Origin of the sequence: Pseudomonas sp. GL-RE-26 (assembly GCF_019956275.1) — a bacterium.
Lineage (GTDB): Bacteria > Pseudomonadota > Gammaproteobacteria > Pseudomonadales > Pseudomonadaceae > Aquipseudomonas > Aquipseudomonas grandcourensis.
The window spans coordinates 1-19,978 of sequence record NZ_JAHBDI010000055.1 but is presented as its reverse complement, the minus strand read 5'-3'; the positions used below and the strand labels follow the sequence as shown (position 1 = coordinate 19,978).

Here is a 19,978-nt window from a genome sequence, read left to right as displayed (position 1 = left end):
TCTTAGCCGAGGCTGATCTGCACTTCCACACCGGCCGCAAGATCAAGCTTCATAAGAGCATCAACGGTTTTATCCGTTGGCTGGACGATGTCCAGAACGCGCTTATGAGTACGGATCTCGTACTGGTCACGCGCGTCTTTGTTGACGTGCGGGGAGACCAGAACGGTGAACCGCTCTTTACGGGTAGGCAGTGGAATTGGACCACGCACTTGAGCACCAGTACGTTTCGCGGTTTCCACGATTTCCTGGGTTGATTGGTCGATCAGGCGATGGTCGAAAGCCTTCAACCTGATACGGATTTGCTGATTTTGCATTGGATTTCAGACTCCGGCTGCTATTCCCACCGGGCGCAATACGCCCGTTAAAAGGAGGCGCAATTCTATAGACGCCCCAGATGGGTGTCAACCCAATAAAAAAGCCCCCGCTGAGCGGGGGCCTTTCAAAGCATCGAAGCTATCTCAAAAGAGATGCTTACTCGATGATTTTGGCTACGACGCCAGCGCCGACGGTACGACCGCCTTCACGGATAGCGAAACGCAGGCCGTCTTCCATTGCGATGGTCTTGATCAGGGTAACTTCCATTTGGATGTTATCACCTGGCATTACCATTTCAACGCCTTCTGGCAGCTGGCAGTTACCAGTCACGTCAGTAGTACGGAAGTAGAACTGTGGACGGTAGCCTTTGAAGAACGGAGTGTGACGACCGCCTTCTTCCTTGCTCAGAACGTAAACTTCTGCGGTGAACTTGGTGTGCGGCTTAACCGAACCCGGCTTAACCAGAACCTGGCCACGCTCAACGTCGTCACGCTTGGTACCACGCAGCAGAACGCCGCAGTTCTCGCCAGCACGACCTTCGTCGAGCAGCTTGCGGAACATTTCAACACCGGTGCAGGTGGTGGTGGTGGTGTCACGCAGACCAACGATTTCCAGTGCATCTTGAACGCGAACGATACCGCGCTCGATACGACCGGTCACAACAGTACCACGACCCGAGATCGAGAATACGTCTTCGATTGGCATCAGGAATGGCTTGTCGATAGCGCGCTCTGGTTCTGGGATGTAGCTGTCCAGAGTTTCAACCAGCTTACGAACGGCAGTGGTGCCCATTTCGTTGTCGTCTTTGCCTTCCAGCGCCATACGAGCCGAACCGATGATGATTGGAGTGTCATCGCCCGGGAAGTCGTAGGTGGACAGCAGGTCGCGAACTTCCATTTCGACCAGTTCCAGCAGCTCAGCGTCGTCTACCAGGTCAGCCTTGTTCAGGAAAACCACGATGTACGGAACGCCTACCTGACGGGACAGCAGGATGTGCTCACGGGTTTGCGGCATCGGACCATCAGCGGCCGAGCAAACCAGGATCGCGCCGTCCATCTGGGCAGCACCAGTGATCATGTTCTTCACATAGTCAGCGTGACCTGGGCAGTCAACGTGAGCGTAGTGACGGATCTTCGAGTTGTACTCGACGTGCGCGGTGTTGATGGTGATACCACGAGCTTTTTCTTCTGGAGCGCTGTCGATTTTATCGAAATCAACGATTGCGGAACCGAAAACTTCGGAGCAAACGCGAGTCAGAGCTGCGGTCAGAGTGGTTTTACCGTGGTCAACGTGACCGATAGTGCCAACGTTGACGTGCGGTAGGGAACGATCAAATTTTTCTTTAGCCACGACAATTAACTCCTTGCCTAAAGGACTGAATCAGCCTTGTTTTTTGGTTACAGTTTCGACGATGTGCGACGGAGCTGTATTGTATTTTTTGAATTCCATAGAGTAGCTTGCGCGACCCTGGGACATCGAACGAACGTCGGTCGCATAACCGAACATCTCGCCCAACGGAACTTCAGCACGGATCACCTTACCGGAGACCGTGTCTTCCATACCCAGAATCATGCCGCGACGACGGTTAAGGTCGCCCATCACGTCACCCATATAGTCTTCAGGCGTAACAACCTCTACCGCCATGATTGGCTCGAGCAACTCACCACCGCCCTTCTGGGCCAGTTGCTTGGTCGCCATGGAAGCAGCCACCTTAAACGCCATCTCGTTCGAGTCGACGTCGTGGTAAGAACCATCAAACACGGTAGCCTTCAGGCCGATCAGCGGATAGCCGGCAACTACGCCGTTCTTCATCTGCTCTTCGATACCCTTCTGGATAGCCGGGATGTATTCCTTAGGAACCACACCACCCACTACTTCGTTCACGAATTGCAGACCTTCCTGACCTTCGTCAGCAGGAGCAAAACGGATCCAGCAGTGGCCGAACTGGCCACGACCGCCGGACTGACGAACGAACTTGCCTTCGATTTCGCAATTCTTCGTGATGCGCTCACGATACGAAACCTGAGGCTTACCGATGTTGGCTTCGACGTTGAACTCACGGCGCATCCGGTCAACCAGGATGTCCAGGTGCAACTCGCCCATGCCAGAGATGATCGTTTGACCAGTCTCTTCATCAGTCTTGACGCGGAAAGACGGGTCTTCCTGAGCAAGTTTGCCCAGAGCGATACCCATTTTTTCCTGGTCATCCTTGGTCTTAGGCTCAACGGCAACCGAAATAACCGGCTCCGGGAAGTCCATGCGAACCAGGATGATTGGCTTGTCAGCGTTGCACAAGGTTTCACCAGTGGTGACGTCCTTCATGCCGATCAGGGCCGCGATGTCACCAGCGCGTACCTCCTTGATCTCTTCACGGGCGTTTGCGTGCATTTGCACCATACGACCCACGCGCTCTTTCTTGCCTTTGACCGAGTTGATCACGCCGTCGCCGGAGGCCAACACGCCCGAGTAAACACGGACGAAAGTCAAGGTACCCACGAATGGGTCGGTAGCGATCTTGAACGCCAGAGCCGAGAACGGCTCGTTGTCGTCTGCATGACGCTCCATTTGCTTTTCCTCGTCATCCGGGTCAGTACCCTTGATGGCAGGAATGTCGCTTGGAGCCGGCAGGTAGTCGATAACGGCGTCGAGAACCAGGGGAACACCCTTGTTCTTGAAGGAAGAACCGCAAACAGCCAGGACGATCTCACCAGCGATAGTACGCTGACGCAGAGCACCCTTGATTTCCTCGATGGTGAGCTCTTCACCTTCAAGGTACTTGTTCATCAGCTCTTCGCTGGCTTCGGCCGCAGCCTCAACCATGTTGTTGCGCCACTCTTCAGCCAGTTCCTGCAGTTCAGCAGGGATGGCTTCACGACGAGGAGTCATACCCTTGTCGGCATCGTTCCAGTAAACCGCTTCCATGGTCATCAGATCGATCTGACCCTGGAAGTTGTCTTCGGAACCGATAGCCAACTGGATAGGCACCGGAGTGTGACCCAGACGCTGCTTGATCTGAGCGATCACGCGCAGGAAGTTAGCACCAGCACGGTCCATCTTGTTCACGTAAACGATACGTGGAACACCGTACTTGTTGGCTTGACGCCATACGGTTTCGGACTGAGGCTCAACGCCGGAAGTACCGCAGAACACAACGACCGCGCCGTCGAGTACACGCAGGGAACGCTCAACTTCAATAGTGAAGTCTACGTGGCCCGGGGTATCGATGACGTTGAAACGGTACTGGTCTTTGTGCTGCTTGGCGGAACCCTGCCAGAAGGCGGTAATGGCAGCAGAAGTAATGGTAATACCACGCTCCTGCTCCTGCACCATCCAGTCTGTGGTCGCGGCGCCGTCATGCACCTCGCCCATCTTGTGACTTTTGCCAGTGTAAAAAAGGACGCGCTCAGTGGTGGTGGTTTTACCAGCATCCACGTGTGCAACGATACCAATGTTACGGTAGCGATTAATCGGTGTTGTACGAGCCATAAAGCCCTCGCAAAATTAGTGACGCTAAAATTAGAAGCGGTAGTGCGAGAAAGCCTTGTTGGCTTCAGCCATACGGTGAACGTCTTCACGCTTCTTAACTGCAGCACCTTTGCCTTCGGCAGCGTCCAACAGTTCGCCAGCCAAACGCAGAGCCATAGACTTCTCGCCGCGCTTGCGGGCGTAGTCTACCAACCAGCGCATTGCCAGAGCGTTACGACGGGAAGGACGAACTTCGACCGGAACCTGGTAAGTAGCACCACCAACGCGGCGCGACTTCACTTCGACCAGCGGAGCGATGGCGTCGAGTGCTTTTTCGAAGAGTTCCAGGGGATCGGTGCCGGCCTTACGAGCCTTCACGGTATCCAGGGCACCATAAACGATACGCTCGGCAACGGCTTTCTTGCCGCTTTCCATTACGTGGTTCATGAATTTGGCGAGGATTTGGCTTCCGTATTTCGGATCGTCCAGAATCTCACGCTTGGCTGCTACGCGACGTCTTGGCATTGATAAGCCCTCAAACGGTCTTCAGGTTAGCCCGGGACAGCTCCTATGGATGCGTGCCCGACCTTACTCTTATCGACTCAATAAAATGAAAAACTGCAAAACGGCCGATTACTTCGGACGCTTGGTACCGTACTTCGAACGACCCTGGTTACGACCTTTAACACCGGAAGTATCCAACGAACCGCGAACGGTGTGGTAACGAACACCTGGCAAGTCTTTTACACGACCGCCACGGATCAGTACCACGCTGTGCTCTTGCAGGTTGTGGCCTTCACCGCCGATGTACGAGGAAACCTCGAAACCGTTGGTCAGACGCACACGGCATACTTTACGCAGTGCCGAGTTAGGTTTTTTCGGCGTGGTGGTGTACACACGGGTGCACACGCCACGGCGTTGCGGGCAGTTCTGCAGCGCAGGCACGTCGGATTTCTCGACGATACGCTTACGCGGCTGACGTACCAGCTGGTTGATAGTTGCCATCTACTAGCTCCACTGTTGTCTTGCGACGCTATTGTCTTGCAAGAAAAGCAAAATGGCAGGAACGAGTTCCCGCCAAATTTAGGGGTACAAGAGTCTAAAGAGGATCTTGTCCCCAGTCAAGGCAAGGCCCCGCCCTCCCCGCTCATCCAATCTCGACAAATTGTCTCGATTCGATGAACGGAGTGACCAGGGCCTCACACTCATTTACCGCAGAACTCAGTTACCGCTCGAGTTCAGCGCTTCGGTCAGTGCAGCTTCCACTTCACTGGCGCTTACGCGCAACGGCTTGTCTGCTTCACGGCGGCGCTTACGCTCGCTGTGATAAGCCAGGCCGGTACCAGCCGGGATCAGACGACCCACGACCACGTTTTCCTTCAGGCCGCGCAGGTAATCGCGCTTGCCGGTTACCGCCGCTTCGGTCAGTACGCGAGTGGTTTCCTGGAAGGAAGCCGCCGAGATGAACGATTCGGTGGACAACGATGCCTTGGTGATACCCAGCAGAACGCGAGTGAACTTGGAGACAAACTTGTCTTCGCCGCTCAGACGCTCGTTCTCTACCAGTACGTGAGTCAATTCCATCTGGTCGCCCTTGATGAAACTGGAATCGCCGGATTCAGCGATCTCAACTTTACGCAGCATCTGACGCAGGATGGTCTCGATGTGCTTGTCGTTGATCTTCACGCCTTGCAGACGGTAAACGTCCTGGATCTCGTTGACGATGTACTTGGCCAGCGCACTCACACCCAGCAGACGCAGGATGTCGTGTGGATCGCTTGGACCGTCGGAGATAACTTCGCCGCGGTTTACCTGTTCGCCTTCGAACACGTTCAGGTGACGCCACTTCGGAATCAGCTCTTCGTACGGATCGGTACCGTCGTTCGGGGTGATAACCAGACGGCGCTTGCCCTTGGTCTCTTTACCGAACGCGATGGTGCCGCTGACTTCAGCCAGAATCGACGCTTCTTTCGGACGACGGGCTTCGAACAAGTCGGCAACACGCGGCAGACCACCGGTGATGTCGCGAGTTTTCGAAGTCTCTTGCGGGATACGAGCGATAACATCACCGATCGCGATCTTCGCACCATCCGCCACACCGACCAGGGCGTTGGCTGGCAGGAAGTACTGAGCGATAACGTCAGTGCCTGGCAGCAACAGATCCTTGCCGTTGTCGTCGACCATCTTCACGGCAGGACGGATGTCCTTACCGGCAGCTGGACGATCCTTGGCGTCGAGTACTTCAATGTTGGTCATACCGGTCAATTCGTCAGTCTGACGCTTGATCGTGATGCCTTCTTCCATGCCCACGTAGGTCACGGTACCTTTCATTTCGGTAACGATCGGGTGAGTGTGCGGATCCCACTTGGCCACGATGGCGCCAGCTTCGACCTTGTCACCTTCTTTAACCGAAATCACGGCACCATACGGCAGCTTGTAACGCTCACGCTCACGACCGAAGTCATCAGCGATGGCCAGCTCACCGGAACGGGACACAGCAACCAGGCAACCATCCACTCGCTCAACGTGCTTCAGGTTATGCAGACGGACGGTACCGCCATTCTTCACCTGAACGCTGTCGGCTGCGGAGGTCCGGCTTGCCGCACCACCGATGTGGAACGTACGCATCGTCAGCTGGGTACCCGGTTCACCGATGGACTGGGCAGCGATAACGCCGACCGCTTCACCGATGTTCACCTGGTGACCACGAGCCAGATCGCGGCCGTAGCACTTGGCGCAAATACCGAAGCGGGTTTCGCAGCTGATCGGCGAACGCACGATCACTTCGTCGATGCTGTTGAGCTCGATGAACTCGACCCACTTTTCGTCTACCAGGGTGCCGGCAGGAACGATGACGTCCTCGGTACCTGGCTTGAATACGTCACGGGCGATAACACGACCCAATACGCGCTCACCCAGCGGCTCTACAACGTCACCGCCTTCAATGTGCGGAGTCATCAGCAGACCGTGTTCGGTGCCGCAATCGATCTCGGTTACAACCAGATCTTGTGCAACGTCTACCAGACGACGAGTCAGGTAACCGGAGTTAGCCGTTTTCAACGCGGTATCCGCAAGACCCTTACGAGCACCGTGAGTGGAGATGAAGTACTGAAGTACGCTCAAACCTTCACGGAAGTTCGCAGTAATCGGCGTTTCAATGATGGAACCGTCCGGCTTGGCCATCAGGCCACGCATACCGGCCAGCTGACGAATCTGTGCTGCGGAACCCCGCGCACCCGAGTCGGCCATCATGTACATCGAGTTGAAGGATTCCTGGTCGACTTCGACGCCATGACGGTCGATGACTTTCTCTTTCGAGAGGTTGGCCATCATCGCCTTGGAAACTTCGTCGTTCGCCTTGGACCAAAGGTCGATCACTTTGTTGTACTTCTCGCCCTGGGTTACCAGGCCGGAGGCGTACTGGCTTTCGATCTCTTTCACTTCATCAGTAGCAGCATTGATGATGCGGGCTTTTTCATCCGGGATAACGAAGTCGTTAACACCGATGGAAACGCCGGAAATGGTCGAATAAGCAAAACCGGTGTACATCAACTGGTCAGCGAAGATCACAGTCTCTTTCAAACCAACCACGCGATAGCACTGGTTGATCAGCTTGGAGATCGCCTTTTTCTTCATCGGCAGGTTGACGACGTCGTACGACAGACCCTTTGGCACAACCTGGAACAACAGAGCACGGCCGACAGTGGTGTCGACGATACGGGTGTTGCTCACGCTGCCGCCATCACGGTCGTTGACGGTTTCGTTGATCCGGACTTTAACCTTGGCGTGCAGTGCGGCTTCGCCGGCACGGAACACACGGTCAACTTCCTGCAGATCCGCGAACACACGACCTTCGCCCTTGGCGTTGATCGCTTCACGAGTCATGTAGTACAGACCCAATACAACGTCCTGCGACGGAACGATGATTGGCTCACCGTTGGCTGGCGACAGAATGTTGTTGGTCGACATCATCAACGCACGCGCTTCGAGCTGGGCTTCCAGCGTCAGCGGTACGTGCACGGCCATTTGGTCGCCGTCGAAGTCGGCGTTGTACGCGGCGCAGACCAGAGGGTGCAGCTGGATAGCCTTACCTTCGATCAGTACCGGTTCAAACGCCTGGATACCCAGACGGTGAAGGGTCGGTGCACGGTTGAGAAGTACCGGGTGTTCGCGAATCACTTCAGCGAGAACGTCCCAGACCTCTGGCAGCTCGCGCTCGACCATCTTCTTGGCAGCCTTGATGGTGGTAGCAAGACCACGCATTTCCAGCTTGCCGAAAATGAACGGCTTGAACAGCTCGAGAGCCATTTTCTTCGGCAGACCGCACTGGTGCAGACGCAGGGTCGGACCTACGGTAATTACCGAACGGCCGGAGTAGTCAACACGCTTACCGAGCAAGTTCTGACGGAAACGACCCTGCTTACCCTTGATCATGTCAGCCAGGGATTTCAGAGGACGCTTGTTCGAACCGGTGATAGCGCGGCCACGGCGACCGTTGTCGAGCAGTGCGTCGACAGCTTCCTGCAACATACGCTTTTCGTTGCGCACGATGATGTCCGGAGCGGACAGATCCAGCAGGCGCTTCAAACGGTTGTTACGGTTGATCACTCGACGATACAGATCGTTGAGATCGGAAGTCGCGAAGCGACCGCCATCGAGCGGGACCAGTGGACGCAGATCTGGCGGCAGAACCGGCAGAACGGTCAGCACCATCCACTCTGGCAGGTTGCCGGAACCCTGGAAGGCTTCCATCAACTTCAGACGCTTGGACAGCTTCTTGATCTTGGTTTCGGAGTTGGTTTGCGGAATCTCTTCACGCAGGCGACCAATCTCGTGCTCCAGGTCGATAGCGTGCAGCAGTTCGCGGACAGCTTCGGCACCCATGCGGGCATCGAAATCGTCGCCGAACTCTTCCAGCGCTTCGAAGTACTGCTCGTCGTTCAGCAGCTGACCTTTTTCAAGGGTGGTCATGCCTGGATCGATAACGACGTAGCTCTCGAAGTAGAGAACGCGTTCGATATCACGCAGGGTCATGTCCATCAGCAAGCCGATACGGGACGGCAGCGATTTCAGGAACCAGATGTGGGCAACTGGCGAGGCCAGTTCGATGTGCGCCATGCGCTCACGACGAACTTTTGCCAGCGCGACTTCAACACCGCACTTCTCGCAGATCACACCACGGTGCTTCAAGCGCTTGTACTTACCGCACAGGCACTCGTAATCCTTTACCGGGCCAAAGATCTTGGCGCAGAACAGGCCGTCACGCTCAGGTTTGAACGTACGGTAGTTAATGGTTTCCGGCTTTTTAACTTCACCGAACGACCACGAACGGATCATCTCAGGCGATGCCAATCCGATACGGATGGCGTCGAACTCTTCGACTTGACCCTGGTTTTTCAGCAAATTCAGTAGGTCTTTCAAGGCCTTTCCTCCTGGCGGAGCAGAGAGCGGGCAATCCTGCCCCGCTCTCGATTCGCGTCACGTGTTATTCGGTTTCCAGATCGATATCGATGCCGAGGGAACGAATTTCCTTGATCAACACGTTGAAGGACTCGGGCATGCCCGGCTCCATACGGTGATCGCCATCCACGATGTTTTTGTACATCTTGGTACGGCCGTTCACATCGTCCGACTTCACTGTGAGCATTTCTTGCAGAGTGTAAGCGGCACCGTATGCTTCCAGTGCCCAGACCTCCATCTCCCCGAAACGCTGACCACCGAACTGCGCCTTACCACCCAGCGGCTGCTGGGTAACCAGGCTGTACGAACCGGTAGAACGAGCGTGCATCTTGTCGTCTACCAAGTGGTTCAGCTTCAGCATGTACATGTAGCCAACGGTAACCGGGCGCTCGAACTTATTGCCGGTACGGCCGTCGGTCAGCTGCATCTGGCCGCTTTCTGGCAGGTCCGCCAGTTTCAGCATGGCCTTGATTTCGCTTTCCTTGGCGCCGTCGAACACTGGAGTGGCCATTGGAACGCCGCCACGCAGGTTTTGAGCCAGATCCAGGATTTCCTGGTCCGAGAAGTCATCGAGGCTTTCCTGACGACCGCCGATCTCGTTATAGATCTCGTGCAGGAACTTGCGCAGCTCGGCAACTTTGCGCTGCTCTTCAATCATGCGATTGATCTTCTCGCCCAGACCCTTGGCCGCGAGGCCCAGGTGGGTTTCAAGGATCTGACCGACGTTCATACGCGAAGGTACGCCCAACGGGTTGAGGACGACGTCGACCGGGGTGCCATTGGCATCGTGCGGCATGTCTTCAACCGGCATGATCACGGAGACCACACCTTTGTTACCGTGACGACCGGCCATCTTGTCGCCCGGCTGGATGCGACGACGGATTGCCAGGTAGACCTTGACGATTTTCAGCACGCCTGGAGCCAGGTCATCGCCCTGCTGCAGTTTGCGCTTCTTGTCTTCGAACTTGTCGTCCAGCAGACGGCGACGATCAACGATGTAAGCCTGAGCCTTCTCGAGCTGCTCGTTCAGAGCATCTTCAGCCATGCGCAGTTTGAACCACTGGCCGTGCTCAAGACCGTCGAGAACTTCGTCGGTGATGTCCTGGCCTTTCTTCAGACCGGCGCCGCCTTCGGCTTTGTGGCCGACCAGAGCGGAACGCAGACGTTCGAAAGTAGCACCTTCAACGATACGGAACTCTTCGTTCAGGTCCTTGCGGATCTCGTCCAGCTGGGACTTCTCGATCGACAGTGCACGAGCATCACGCTCAACGCCGTCGCGGGTGAAGACCTGTACGTCGATGACAGTACCTTTGGTACCGGTAGGTACACGCAGGGAAGTGTCTTTAACGTCGCTGGCTTTTTCACCGAAGATCGCACGCAGCAGTTTTTCTTCCGGAGTCAGCTGGGTCTCGCCTTTCGGAGTGACCTTACCGACCAGGATGTCGCCTGCGCCAACTTCAGCACCTACGTAAACGATACCGGCTTCGTCCAGCTTGTTCAGTGCAGCTTCACCCACGTTCGGGATGTCTGCAGTGATTTCCTCTGGCCCAAGCTTGGTGTCACGTGCCACACAGGTCAGTTCCTGAATGTGGATCGTGGTAAAGCGGTCTTCTTGAACAACTCGTTCCGACAGGCAGATGGAGTCTTCGAAGTTGTAACCGTTCCAGGCCATGAACGCGATGCGCATATTCTGACCCAGCGCCAGTTCACCCATGTCGGTGGACGGGCCGTCAGCCATGATGTCGCTACGCTGAACCCGATCACCTTTACGCACCAGCGGACGCTGGTTGATGCAGGTGTTCTGGTTGGAGCGGGTGTATTTGGTCAGGTTGTAGATGTCGACACCAGCTTCACCGGTTTCAACTTCATCATCAGCAACACGAACCACGATACGGCTGGCGTCGACGGAATCGATAACGCCACCACGACGAGCCACGACGCAAACGCCGGAGTCACGAGCTACGTTACGCTCCATGCCAGTACCGACCAGCGGCTTGTCAGCGCGCAGGGTTGGTACAGCTTGACGCTGCATGTTCGAACCCATCAACGCACGGTTGGCGTCATCGTGCTCGAGGAACGGGATCAGCGACGCTGCAACCGAAACTACCTGCTTCGGAGAAACGTCCATCAAGGTGACGTCTTCCGGCGCCTTGACGGTGAACTCGTTCAAGTGACGAACAGCTACCAGCTCGTCGATCAGCATTTTCTTGTCGTTCATCGTGGCCGAAGCCTGAGCGATCACGTGATCGGCTTCTTCGATGGCGGACAGGAACACGATCTCGTCGGTGACCAGAGCGTCTTTCACCACACGGTACGGGCTTTCCAGGAAGCCGTACTGGTTGGTGCGCGCATAAGCGGCCAGGGAGTTGATCAGACCGATGTTCGGACCTTCCGGCGTTTCAATCGGGCATACACGACCGTAGTGAGTCGGGTGTACGTCACGAACTTCGAAGCCGGCGCGCTCACGAGTCAAACCGCCAGGGCCGAGTGCAGAGACACGACGCTTGTGGGTGATCTCGGACAGCGGGTTGTTCTGGTCCATGAACTGGGACAGCTGGCTGGAACCGAAGAACTCTTTCACCGCCGCAGCCACTGGCTTGGCGTTGATCAGGTCTTGCGGCATCAGGCCTTCGCTTTCAGCCATCGACAGACGCTCTTTGACCGCACGCTCAACACGTACCAGGCCAACGCGGAACTGGTTCTCGGCCATTTCGCCTACGCAGCGAACACGACGGTTACCCAGGTGGTCGATGTCATCGACGATGCCTTTACCGTTACGGATGTCGACCAGGGTCTTCAGTACCGCGACGATGTCTTCCTTGCACAGCACGCCCGAACCTTCGATCTCGGTACGACCGATACGACGGTTGAACTTCATCCGGCCGACCGCAGACAGGTCATAGCGCTCAGGGCTGAAGAACAGGTTGTTGAACAGGGTCTCGGCAGCGTCTTTGGTTGGCGGCTCGCCAGGACGCATCATGCGATAGATCTCGACCAGCGCTTCCAGTTGGTTGCTGGTGGAGTCGATCTTCAGGGTGTCGGAGACGAACGGACCGCAGTCGATATCGTTAGTGTACAGAGTTTCGATGCGAACAACCTGAGCCTTGGCGATTTTGGCCAGGATCTCGGTGTTCAGCTCGGTGTTGCACTCTGCCAGGATTTCGCCGGTTGCCGGGTGCACGATGACCTTGGCGGTTGTGCGACCCAGGACGTAGTCCAGAGGCACATCCAGCTCTTTGATCCCGGCTTTTTCCAGCTGGTTGACGTGGCGAGCGGTGATACGACGACCCTGCTCGACAATAACCTTGCCTTTGTCATCCAGAATATCGAGGACAGCGATTTCACCGCGCAGGCGCTGAGGCACCAGCTCCAGGCTCAGGGTCTCGCCCTTCACGTGGAATACGTTGGTGGTATAGAACGCGTCCAGCACTTCTTCAGTGGTATAGCCCAGCGCGCGCAGCAGTACCGATGCAGGCAGCTTGCGACGACGGTCGATACGCACGAATACGCAGTCTTTCGGGTCGAACTCGAAGTCCAGCCACGAACCGCGGTAAGGAATGATGCGCGCGGAGTACAGCAGTTTACCGGAGCTGTGCGTCTTGCCACGGTCGTGGTCGAAGAACACGCCCGGGGAACGGTGCAGCTGGGAAACGATTACACGCTCGGTACCGTTGATTACGAAGGTACCGTTTTCAGTCATCAGGGGGATTTCACCCATGTAGACTTCTTGCTCTTTGATGTCCTTGATCGCTTTGTTCGACGATTCTTTGTCGAAAATGATCAGGCGCACTTTTACCCGCAAAGGTACGGCGTAAGTTACACCGCGCAATACGCATTCTTTGACATCAAATGCCGGTTCGCCCAGACGATATCCGACGTACTCCAGCGCAGCATTGCCGGAGTAGCTGATGATCGGGAAAACGGATTTGAAGGCCGCATGCAGGCCCACGTCGCGGAACTGATCTTTAGTCGCTCCCGCTTGCAAGAATTCACGATACGAATCCAGCTGGATGGCCAGGAGGTACGGCACATCCATGACGTCCGGCAACTTGCTAAAGTCCTTGCGGATACGTTTTTTCTCAGTATATGAGTAAGCCATCAGCGTTCCCCAGCTTGGTCACCTGCTTGTTTGGCCCCTCCCGACGGGAGCAGCCAGAAAATCGTGCAAACCCCATGGTTTGCGCCACCGCATCGGGTGGTTACAGCACGTTATCGGCACCGACCCAGTCGGCTGCCAATAACGGAAAAAGGCCGGTGGCAAGAGCCACCAGCCATCAGCCTGTCGCTTAACGCTCGGGCTGGAGACGCAAAGTCGATGCTTACTTCAGCTCGACTTTAGCGCCTGCTTCTTCCAGAGTTGCTTTGGCTTTGTCGCCTGCATCTTTGGTCACTGCTTCCAGAACCATGGCAGGAGCGCCGTCAACTACAGCCTTGGCTTCTTTCAGGCCCAGACCGGTCAGTTCACGTACTGCCTTGATCACGTTAACTTTCTTCTCGCCAGCTTCCAGCAGCATGACGTTGAATTCAGTTTGCTCTTCAACAACAGCGGCAGCAGCGGCAGGACCTGCCGATGCAGCAGCAGCGGTAACACCGAATTTTTCTTCGAAAGCTTTGATCAGCTCAACAACTTCCATTACGGACATGCTGCCAACTGCTTCAAGGATATCGTTCTGAGAGATAGACATGAATCTAATTCCTGATATTGGGGACGGCCTACGCGACCATCGAAAAAAACAAAAAACGCGAGAAGTTGACGAGCCTTAGGCTGCAGCAGCTTCTTTCTGGTCGCGAATTGCCGCCAGAGTACGAGCCAACTTGCTGGTAGCGCCTTGAATCACGCTCATCAGCTGAGAAATTGCTTCGTCACGGGTCGGCAGAGTTGCCAGTACGTCGATTTGGTTAGCTGCGAGGAACTTGCCCTCGAACGCAGCTGCCTTGATCTCGAACTTGTCCTGACCCTTTGCGAATTCCTTGAAGATCCGGGCAGCAGCGCCTGGATGTTCTTTGGAGAACGCAATCAGGGTAGGGCCAGTGAACACGTCGTTGAGGACACTGAATTCAGTGTCAGCAACAGCGCGCTTGAGCAGGGTGTTACGTACAACACGTACGTAAACGCCAGCTTCACGAGCCTCTTTACGGAGTCCGGTCATCGCGCCTACTGTTACGCCACGGGCATCAGCCACGACAGCGGACAGAGCGACTTTGGCAGCCTCGTTGACTTCAGCGACGATGGCCTTCTTGTCTTCGAGTTTAATTGCCACGGGTTTAACTCCTGCTTGTTACCGTTTCATCTGGTCGAAACCGGATGTCGTTTTGGTGTCTGATTCGGTAAGGAACCGGGAGCACCATCTGCGTAGGCTTGAGGTTTAAGACTTGCGTCGCCTACGGTCTTGGATAGCCCCCGCCAGGCAGGGACCCCAATTTTTCAATTGGCGCAATCGCTTGCGCCAATCTGTGTCTTACGCGTCGAGCGAGCTTTGGTCGATGACCAGACCTGGGCCCATAGTGGTGCTCAGGGTAACGCGCTTGACGTAAATGCCTTTCGAGGCAGCTGGCTTGATACGCTTCAGATCAGCGATCAGGGCTTCAACGTTTTCCTTCAGCTTGACGGCGTCGAAGCCGATCTTGCCAACGGAAGTGTGGATGATGCCGTTTTTGTCGGTGCGATAACGAACCTGACCAGCCTTGGCGTTTTTAACCGCGGTAGCTACGTCTGGAGTTACGGTGCCGACTTTAGGGTTAGGCATCAGGCCACGTGGACCGAGGATCTGACCCAACTGACCTACAACGCGCATTGCATCCGGGGATGCGATCACTACGTCATAGTTCAGGTCGCCGCCTTTCATTTCGGCGGCCAGGTCGTCCATGCCTACACGGTCAGCGCCGGCAGCCAAAGCGGCTTCAGCAGCTGGACCCTGGGTGAACACAGCAACGCGAACGGTCTTGCCAGTGCCGTGTGGCAGCACAGTAGCGCTACGAACGACCTGGTCGGATTTACGCGGGTCAACACCCAGGTTTACAGCTACGTCGAACGACTCGCTGAACTTGACAGTCGACAGCTCAGCCAGCAGGGCAGCAGCGTCTACAAAGTTGTAGGCCTTGCCTGCTTCGATTTTGCCGGCGATAGCCTTTTGACGCTTGGTCAGCTTAGCCATTACACACCCTCCACGTTAAGGCCCATGCTACGAGCAGAACCGGCGATAGTACGCACGGCTGCTTCCATATCAGCTGCAGTCAGATCCGCGTTTTTGGTTTTCGCGATTTCTTCCAGCTGTGCACGAGTCACGGTGCCAACCTTAACGGTGTTCGGACGAGCGGAACCGCTGGTCAGACCGGCCGCCTTCTTCAGCAGAACCGAAGCAGGGGTGGATTTGGTTTCGAAAGTGAAGCTACGGTCGCTGTAGACAGTGATGATCACTGGAGTCGGCAGACCTGGCTCAAGACCCTGAGTACGGGCGTTGAAAGCCTTGCAGAATTCCATGATGTTCACGCCGTGCTGACCCAGAGCAGGACCAACAGGTGGGCTTGGGTTAGCCTGAGCGGCCTTCACTTGCAGCTTGATGTAAGCGGTAATCTTCTTGGCCATGAGGCACTCCAATTACGGGTTCGAACGCCTCGAGAGGCTCCCCGGTTACTTGCGCGTTTATCCCAGTGACGACAAAACCCCACAGCCTACGGCTGCGGGGTTGGGATTTTTGCTCAACTAGACCTTTTCGACCTGGCTGAACTCGAGCTCCACCGGAGTAGAGCGACCGAAAATGAGCACTGCGACCTGAATCCGGCTCTTTTCGTAGTTAACTTCTTCAACAACACCGGTAAAGTCTGCGAACGGACCATCATTGACGCGCACCGACTCACCCGGCTCGAACAACGTCTTCGGCTTCGGCTTGTCGCTACCATCGGCAACGCGGCGCAGAATCGCTTCTGCTTCTTTATCGGTGATTGGCGCAGGCTTATCGGCAGTACCGCCAATGAAACCCATCACCCGAGGAGTGTCCTTGACCAAGTGCCAAGTACCCTCGTTCATATCCATCTGCACCAGCACATAGCCAGGGAAGAATTTGCGTTCGCTCTTGCGCTTCTGGCCATTGCGCATTTCAACCACTTCTTCAGTGGGAACCAGAATCTCGCCGAAGCCATCTTCCATACCGGCCAGCTTTACGCGCTCGACCAGCGAGCGCATTACATGCTTCTCGTAACCGGAGTAAGCATGCACAACATACCAACGCTTAGCCACGGGACACCCTTAGCCGACGATCAAGGAAACAAGCCAGCCGAGCAGGGAATCAAGCCCCCACAACAGCAACGCCATAACCAGGACAACAGCCACAACGATCAACGTGGTCTGCGTGGTTTCTTGGCGAGTTGGCCAAACGACTTTACGAATTTCGGTACGCGCTTCCTTAACCAGTACAAAGAAAGACTTGCCCTTGACCGTCTGCAGGCCTACAAAGGCAGCTACGGCAGCAATAGCAAGCAATGCGAGTACACGGTACAGGATCGGCGAAGCAGAAAAGTACTGATTGCCAACAACGCCAACAACCACCAGAGCGACTACTACAAGCCACTTGAGGAGGTCGAAACGAGAGCCTTGAGCTTCAGCTTTAGGAGTCATCTATGAAGATCCTGTGAAAAGAAAGCCAGACACACCGAGTGAATCTGGCAGGTCAGGAGGGAATCGAACCCCCAACCTACGGTTTTGGAGACCGTCGCTCTGCCAATTGAGCTACTGACCTAAAACAAAATCAGGCCGACCATTATGCCGACCCGAAAAAGACTTTACAACACTTACTAGGCAACCCTGGCTGCAACACCGGCATTCACGACACCGGCAACCTTCAGAAACACAATCAGGCGCAACCACTACCACCTAAAACAAAGGCAGATATTTTCATATCTGCCTTGTTATATGGAGCTCTTGAGCGGATTTGAACCGCTGACCTCACCCTTACCAAGGGTGTGCTCTACCAACTGAGCTACAAGAGCGTAACACTGTGCAAAACCTGTAAACTTGGAGCGGGTAGCGGGAATCGAACCCGCATCATCAGCTTGGAAGGCTGAGGTTCTACCACTAAACTATACCCGCGAGGCTTACAGCTCTCGCTAAAAATGGTGGAGGGGGAAGGATTCGAACCTTCGAAGTCGTAGACGTCAGATTTACAGTCTGATCCCTTTGGCCGCTCGGGAACCCCTCCTAAGCGAGCCGGCATTCTACATCATGCCAGCCTTCTGTCAAGCATTTTTCTCATTAAAAACCTGAGCTTAGCTGCGTTGACCTCGCCTCACACCGTTAACCGTTTCCGGTGTTCGCTGTGGAGCGGGCGCCATTCTATGCAAACTATTCGGTGGGTGCAACCCCCTCGCACGGCATTATTTTATGTTTTAACTCATTGAATTCTTTAGAAAGGTTTTGCAGCTGCAAATCGTCCAGCCAACGCCGGCTTTCCGGTGCGATACGCACCCAATACCCTGCCCCTTCAGCCGCAGCTTTCGGCAGAGACTGAAACTTGACCTCCATCCCGCTCAAACGACGCTCAACCGCCTGCGCGGCCTCCTGGCGCGTATAGCCGCCCAGATAAAGGCAGCCATTGTCTGTCGAGACAGCTTTCCCCTTATCCTTGGATACGTCACTTGCTTCGCTCAACAAGCGAATATCTTGTTGAGATCCGCGATACAGACTCAAAGGCGTGACATCCTTCGCGCGCAAAGGAGCCTCTTGTTGATTCCAGATGTAGTAGAAGCCATTGAGGACAAGCAGCAGCAGAAACAACCAACGCATAAAAACCTCAGGACAAGGGACAGGCCATGGCCAATCCGACAAACACCAAGTCCGGAACAACCCTGGCCTGAGGCACGACCTCAGCAACCAGGCTCGCATCCCCCCCGGTGAGGAACACGACAAAGTCCTCACCCCAGTAACTGCGCGCCAATTCGAGCTGGGTCAGCACGAAGCCGCGCAACATCAACAGACAACCACGCTCTACTGCCTCGACAGTCGCGCGACCAGGAACAAGACTTTCCTGAGCCTGCTCGGCCGCCAGATCCCCATAACGAATTTTGCGGGTGTGGGTGCGCAACTGGTTGCGCATCAACGGCATCCCCGGACAGATGAAACCACCCAGGTGCTCTCCATCCGCCGCGATAAAGTCAGCGGTCACGGCCGTACCGAAATCGAGTACCAGGCACGCACCTGAAGCCAGATGAAAGCCTCCGAGCATTGCAAGCCACCGATCCAGACCCAGCCGCTCAAACTCTTCATACCCATTGCGCACGCCTGACATTTCTCGCGCAGGCGTTGCGCATACAACCGGCAAATCAAAGGTATCGCCGAGCAAAGACGTCAGCGCAGCGGTTTCCTCTGCGGTCCTGACGCTCACCAACCGGCAAAACGTGAGGGCAAGCCCTTTGAGCGCCCCCACCCCCTCCAGCAACGCGAGATTGGAATCGACGACCCCTTCACCCAGCACCTGCCCGGCATTAGCGGCAAGCACACGCCACTTGATGAAACTATTCCCACAATCGAGCTCAAGAATCATCACGCAACCTCAGGCTCAACTCACCACCACTGAAGACTTTCTCCACACCATCCACCTTCAGGCGCAAAGCGCCCTGGCCATCAATACCAAGCACTTCACCATCAATCTGATTGACGCCGGCAATCAACGACACGCTTCGCCCCTGCCACAGGTGATTTTGCTCCCACTCTGACTGGATGGCCAAAAAACCACCCGCCTGGTGACGAGCCAGGTATCGCTGCAGCATCTCCCCCAGCATCGCGACCAATTGGTTGCGATCAAACAATTTGCCCGACTCGAGCCGCAGGGATGTCCACTGCTGGTCCACCTCATCAGCGGACTGCATGTTCACATTGATCCCCACCCCCAGGACCACGTGGCACACGTCAGCAGGATCACCAACCAACTCGAGCAGTATTCCCGCGATCTTTTTCTGACCTACAAGAACATCGTTAGGCCATTTCAATCCAGCGGCTGCAATACCGAGCTCGCGCAACGTCTGCAAGACAGCGAGTCCAACGACGAGACTCAAACCCTCCAGCTGACGCATCCCGCCATCAATGCGTAGCACCAGGCTGTAATAGACGTTTTCTGCGAATGGACTCACCCACTCGCGACCACGTCGCCCGCGTCCGGCTGTCTGCCGCTCCGAAAGCACCACAAACGGTGCCGCCTGCCCCCGCTCGATAGCGCGCAGTGCCTCGGCATTCGTGGAGTCGATTGAGTCGTAAACCTGGACGGGCCAGGCGCAAGAATGCGCCTGAGCGCTTATCTCGGCAGGATCGAGCAGCGCTAATGGCGCGGACAATTGATAGCCGCGCCCACGAACTTTATGAATAGACAAACCCAGCTCAGCTTCCAAATGCTGAAGCTGCTTCCACACAGCACTACGACTGACGCCCAGGGCGGCGCCCAATGCTTGACCCGAATGGAATCGGCCATCTTTAAGAAGCTTTAACAACGTCAGCATGCAGGTCTCGCCTCACAATGAGGCCCGCATGATAGCCACGCATCGAGCGATTGCATAGAAATCCAGCAGCCGTGGCTTTCCTGCGGACAAAAACAAAACCCCAACTGCTTTCGCAATTGGGGTTTCGGAATTTAATCTTGACGATGACCTACTCTCACATGGGGAAACCCCACACTACCATCGGCGATGCATCGTTTCACTGCTGAGTTCGGGATGGGATCAGGTGGTTCCAACGCTCTATGGTCGTCAAGAA

16 protein-coding genes, 4 tRNA genes and 1 rRNA gene are annotated in these 19,978 nt (G+C 55.6%); all 21 read right to left on the bottom strand.

Annotated features, from left to right (window positions below; all coding sequences use genetic code 11):
- Positions 1-2: 2 nt before the first annotated feature.
- Positions 3-314 (bottom strand): 30S ribosomal protein S10, encoded by a 312-nt coding sequence (rpsJ, locus tag KGB07_RS24165; protein WP_003186070.1) that lies wholly within the window; start codon positions 312-314, stop codon positions 3-5.
- Between the two features lie 157 nt (positions 315-471).
- Positions 472-1,665 (bottom strand): elongation factor Tu, encoded by a 1,194-nt coding sequence (gene tuf / locus KGB07_RS24160; protein WP_008053875.1) that lies wholly within the window; start codon positions 1,663-1,665, stop codon positions 472-474.
- A gap of 30 nt (positions 1,666-1,695) precedes the next feature.
- On the bottom strand, positions 1,696-3,801 hold the full coding sequence (fusA, locus tag KGB07_RS24155) for an elongation factor G (protein ID WP_046041616.1): 2,106 nt from the start codon (positions 3,799-3,801) through the stop codon (positions 1,696-1,698).
- A gap of 30 nt (positions 3,802-3,831) precedes the next feature.
- Positions 3,832-4,305: a 30S ribosomal protein S7 gene (gene rpsG / locus KGB07_RS24150; RefSeq protein ID WP_007994653.1), complete on the bottom strand. Its 474-nt coding sequence runs from the start codon at positions 4,303-4,305 to the stop codon at positions 3,832-3,834.
- Between the two features lie 108 nt (positions 4,306-4,413).
- Positions 4,414-4,785: a 30S ribosomal protein S12 gene (rpsL, locus tag KGB07_RS24145; protein WP_003186084.1), complete on the bottom strand. Its 372-nt coding sequence runs from the start codon at positions 4,783-4,785 to the stop codon at positions 4,414-4,416.
- 216 nt (positions 4,786-5,001) lie between these two features.
- A complete protein-coding gene (gene rpoC / locus KGB07_RS24140; RefSeq protein WP_046041615.1) occupies positions 5,002-9,201 on the bottom strand; it encodes a DNA-directed RNA polymerase subunit beta' in 4,200 nt (1,399 codons plus the stop codon).
- 64 nt (positions 9,202-9,265) lie between these two features.
- Positions 9,266-13,339 carry a DNA-directed RNA polymerase subunit beta gene (rpoB, locus tag KGB07_RS24135; protein WP_046041614.1) on the bottom strand — a complete coding sequence of 1,358 codons (4,074 nt, stop codon included), beginning with the start codon at positions 13,337-13,339 and terminating at the stop codon, positions 9,266-9,268.
- A 220-nt stretch (positions 13,340-13,559) separates the two neighbouring features.
- Positions 13,560-13,925 (bottom strand): 50S ribosomal protein L7/L12, encoded by a 366-nt coding sequence (gene rplL / locus KGB07_RS24130; RefSeq protein ID WP_046041613.1) that lies wholly within the window; start codon positions 13,923-13,925, stop codon positions 13,560-13,562.
- A gap of 75 nt (positions 13,926-14,000) precedes the next feature.
- Positions 14,001-14,501: a 50S ribosomal protein L10 gene (gene rplJ, locus KGB07_RS24125; RefSeq protein ID WP_007970413.1), complete on the bottom strand. Its 501-nt coding sequence runs from the start codon at positions 14,499-14,501 to the stop codon at positions 14,001-14,003.
- Between the two features lie 198 nt (positions 14,502-14,699).
- Positions 14,700-15,395 carry a 50S ribosomal protein L1 gene (rplA, locus tag KGB07_RS24120; RefSeq protein ID WP_046041612.1) on the bottom strand — a complete coding sequence of 232 codons (696 nt, stop codon included), beginning with the start codon at positions 15,393-15,395 and terminating at the stop codon, positions 14,700-14,702.
- Complete coding sequence (gene rplK / locus KGB07_RS24115) at positions 15,395-15,826, bottom strand: 50S ribosomal protein L11 (RefSeq protein WP_007933726.1); 432 nt, start codon at positions 15,824-15,826, stop codon at positions 15,395-15,397. The genes rplA and rplK overlap by 1 nt, the downstream gene beginning before the upstream one ends.
- 117 nt (positions 15,827-15,943) lie before the next feature.
- Positions 15,944-16,477, bottom strand: a complete 534-nt coding sequence (gene nusG / locus KGB07_RS24110; protein WP_046041611.1) for a transcription termination/antitermination protein NusG — start codon at positions 16,475-16,477, stop codon at positions 15,944-15,946.
- A gap of 9 nt (positions 16,478-16,486) precedes the next feature.
- Positions 16,487-16,855 (bottom strand): preprotein translocase subunit SecE, encoded by a 369-nt coding sequence (gene secE / locus KGB07_RS24105; RefSeq protein ID WP_007984402.1) that lies wholly within the window; start codon positions 16,853-16,855, stop codon positions 16,487-16,489.
- Between the two features lie 45 nt (positions 16,856-16,900).
- Positions 16,901-16,976: transfer RNA gene (locus tag KGB07_RS24100), tRNA-Trp, on the bottom strand.
- Positions 16,977-17,150: 174 nt separating this feature from the next.
- Positions 17,151-17,226: transfer RNA gene (locus KGB07_RS24095), tRNA-Thr, on the bottom strand.
- A 26-nt stretch (positions 17,227-17,252) separates the two neighbouring features.
- Positions 17,253-17,326: transfer RNA gene (locus KGB07_RS24090), tRNA-Gly, on the bottom strand.
- Between the two features lie 24 nt (positions 17,327-17,350).
- A tRNA-Tyr gene (locus KGB07_RS24085) sits at positions 17,351-17,435 on the bottom strand.
- Positions 17,436-17,578: 143 nt separating this feature from the next.
- On the bottom strand, positions 17,579-18,019 hold the full coding sequence (locus KGB07_RS24080; protein ID WP_046041609.1) for a hypothetical protein: 441 nt from the start codon (positions 18,017-18,019) through the stop codon (positions 17,579-17,581).
- A gap of 7 nt (positions 18,020-18,026) precedes the next feature.
- Positions 18,027-18,776 (bottom strand): pantothenate kinase, encoded by a 750-nt coding sequence (locus KGB07_RS24075; RefSeq protein ID WP_046041608.1) that lies wholly within the window; start codon positions 18,774-18,776, stop codon positions 18,027-18,029.
- Positions 18,766-19,725, bottom strand: a complete 960-nt coding sequence (birA, locus tag KGB07_RS24070) for a bifunctional biotin--[acetyl-CoA-carboxylase] ligase/biotin operon repressor BirA (protein ID WP_223466749.1) — start codon at positions 19,723-19,725, stop codon at positions 18,766-18,768. The genes KGB07_RS24075 and birA overlap by 11 nt, the downstream gene beginning before the upstream one ends.
- A 135-nt stretch (positions 19,726-19,860) precedes the next feature.
- Positions 19,861-19,976, bottom strand: a 5S ribosomal RNA gene (gene rrf / locus KGB07_RS24065).
- Between the last annotated feature and the right edge of the window lie 2 nt (positions 19,977-19,978).

Excerpts from the sequence above, each read along its gene's own strand:
- rpsJ (WP_003186070.1), bottom strand. The coding sequence starts at position 314 with ATGCAAAATCAGCAAATCCGTATCAGGTTGAAGGCTTTCGACCATCGC.
- fusA (WP_046041616.1), bottom strand. The coding sequence starts at position 3,801 with ATGGCTCGTACAACACCGATTAATCGCTACCGTAACATTGGTATCGTT.
- rpsG (WP_007994653.1), bottom strand. The coding sequence starts at position 4,305 with ATGCCAAGACGTCGCGTAGCAGCCAAGCGTGAGATTCTGGACGATCCG.
- rpsL (WP_003186084.1), bottom strand. The coding sequence starts at position 4,785 with ATGGCAACTATCAACCAGCTGGTACGTCAGCCGCGTAAGCGTATCGTC.
- rpoB (WP_046041614.1), bottom strand. The coding sequence starts at position 13,339 with ATGGCTTACTCATATACTGAGAAAAAACGTATCCGCAAGGACTTTAGC.
- rplL (WP_046041613.1), bottom strand. The coding sequence starts at position 13,925 with ATGTCTATCTCTCAGAACGATATCCTTGAAGCAGTTGGCAGCATGTCC.
- rplA (WP_046041612.1), bottom strand. The coding sequence starts at position 15,395 with ATGGCTAAGCTGACCAAGCGTCAAAAGGCTATCGCCGGCAAAATCGAA.
- rplK (WP_007933726.1), bottom strand. The coding sequence starts at position 15,826 with ATGGCCAAGAAGATTACCGCTTACATCAAGCTGCAAGTGAAGGCCGCT.
- secE (WP_007984402.1), bottom strand. The coding sequence starts at position 16,855 with ATGACTCCTAAAGCTGAAGCTCAAGGCTCTCGTTTCGACCTCCTCAAG.
- KGB07_RS24080 (WP_046041609.1), bottom strand. The coding sequence starts at position 18,019 with ATGCGTTGGTTGTTTCTGCTGCTGCTTGTCCTCAATGGCTTCTACTAC.
- KGB07_RS24075 (WP_046041608.1), bottom strand. The coding sequence starts at position 18,776 with ATGATTCTTGAGCTCGATTGTGGGAATAGTTTCATCAAGTGGCGTGTG.
- birA (WP_223466749.1), bottom strand. The coding sequence starts at position 19,725 with ATGCTGACGTTGTTAAAGCTTCTTAAAGATGGCCGATTCCATTCGGGT.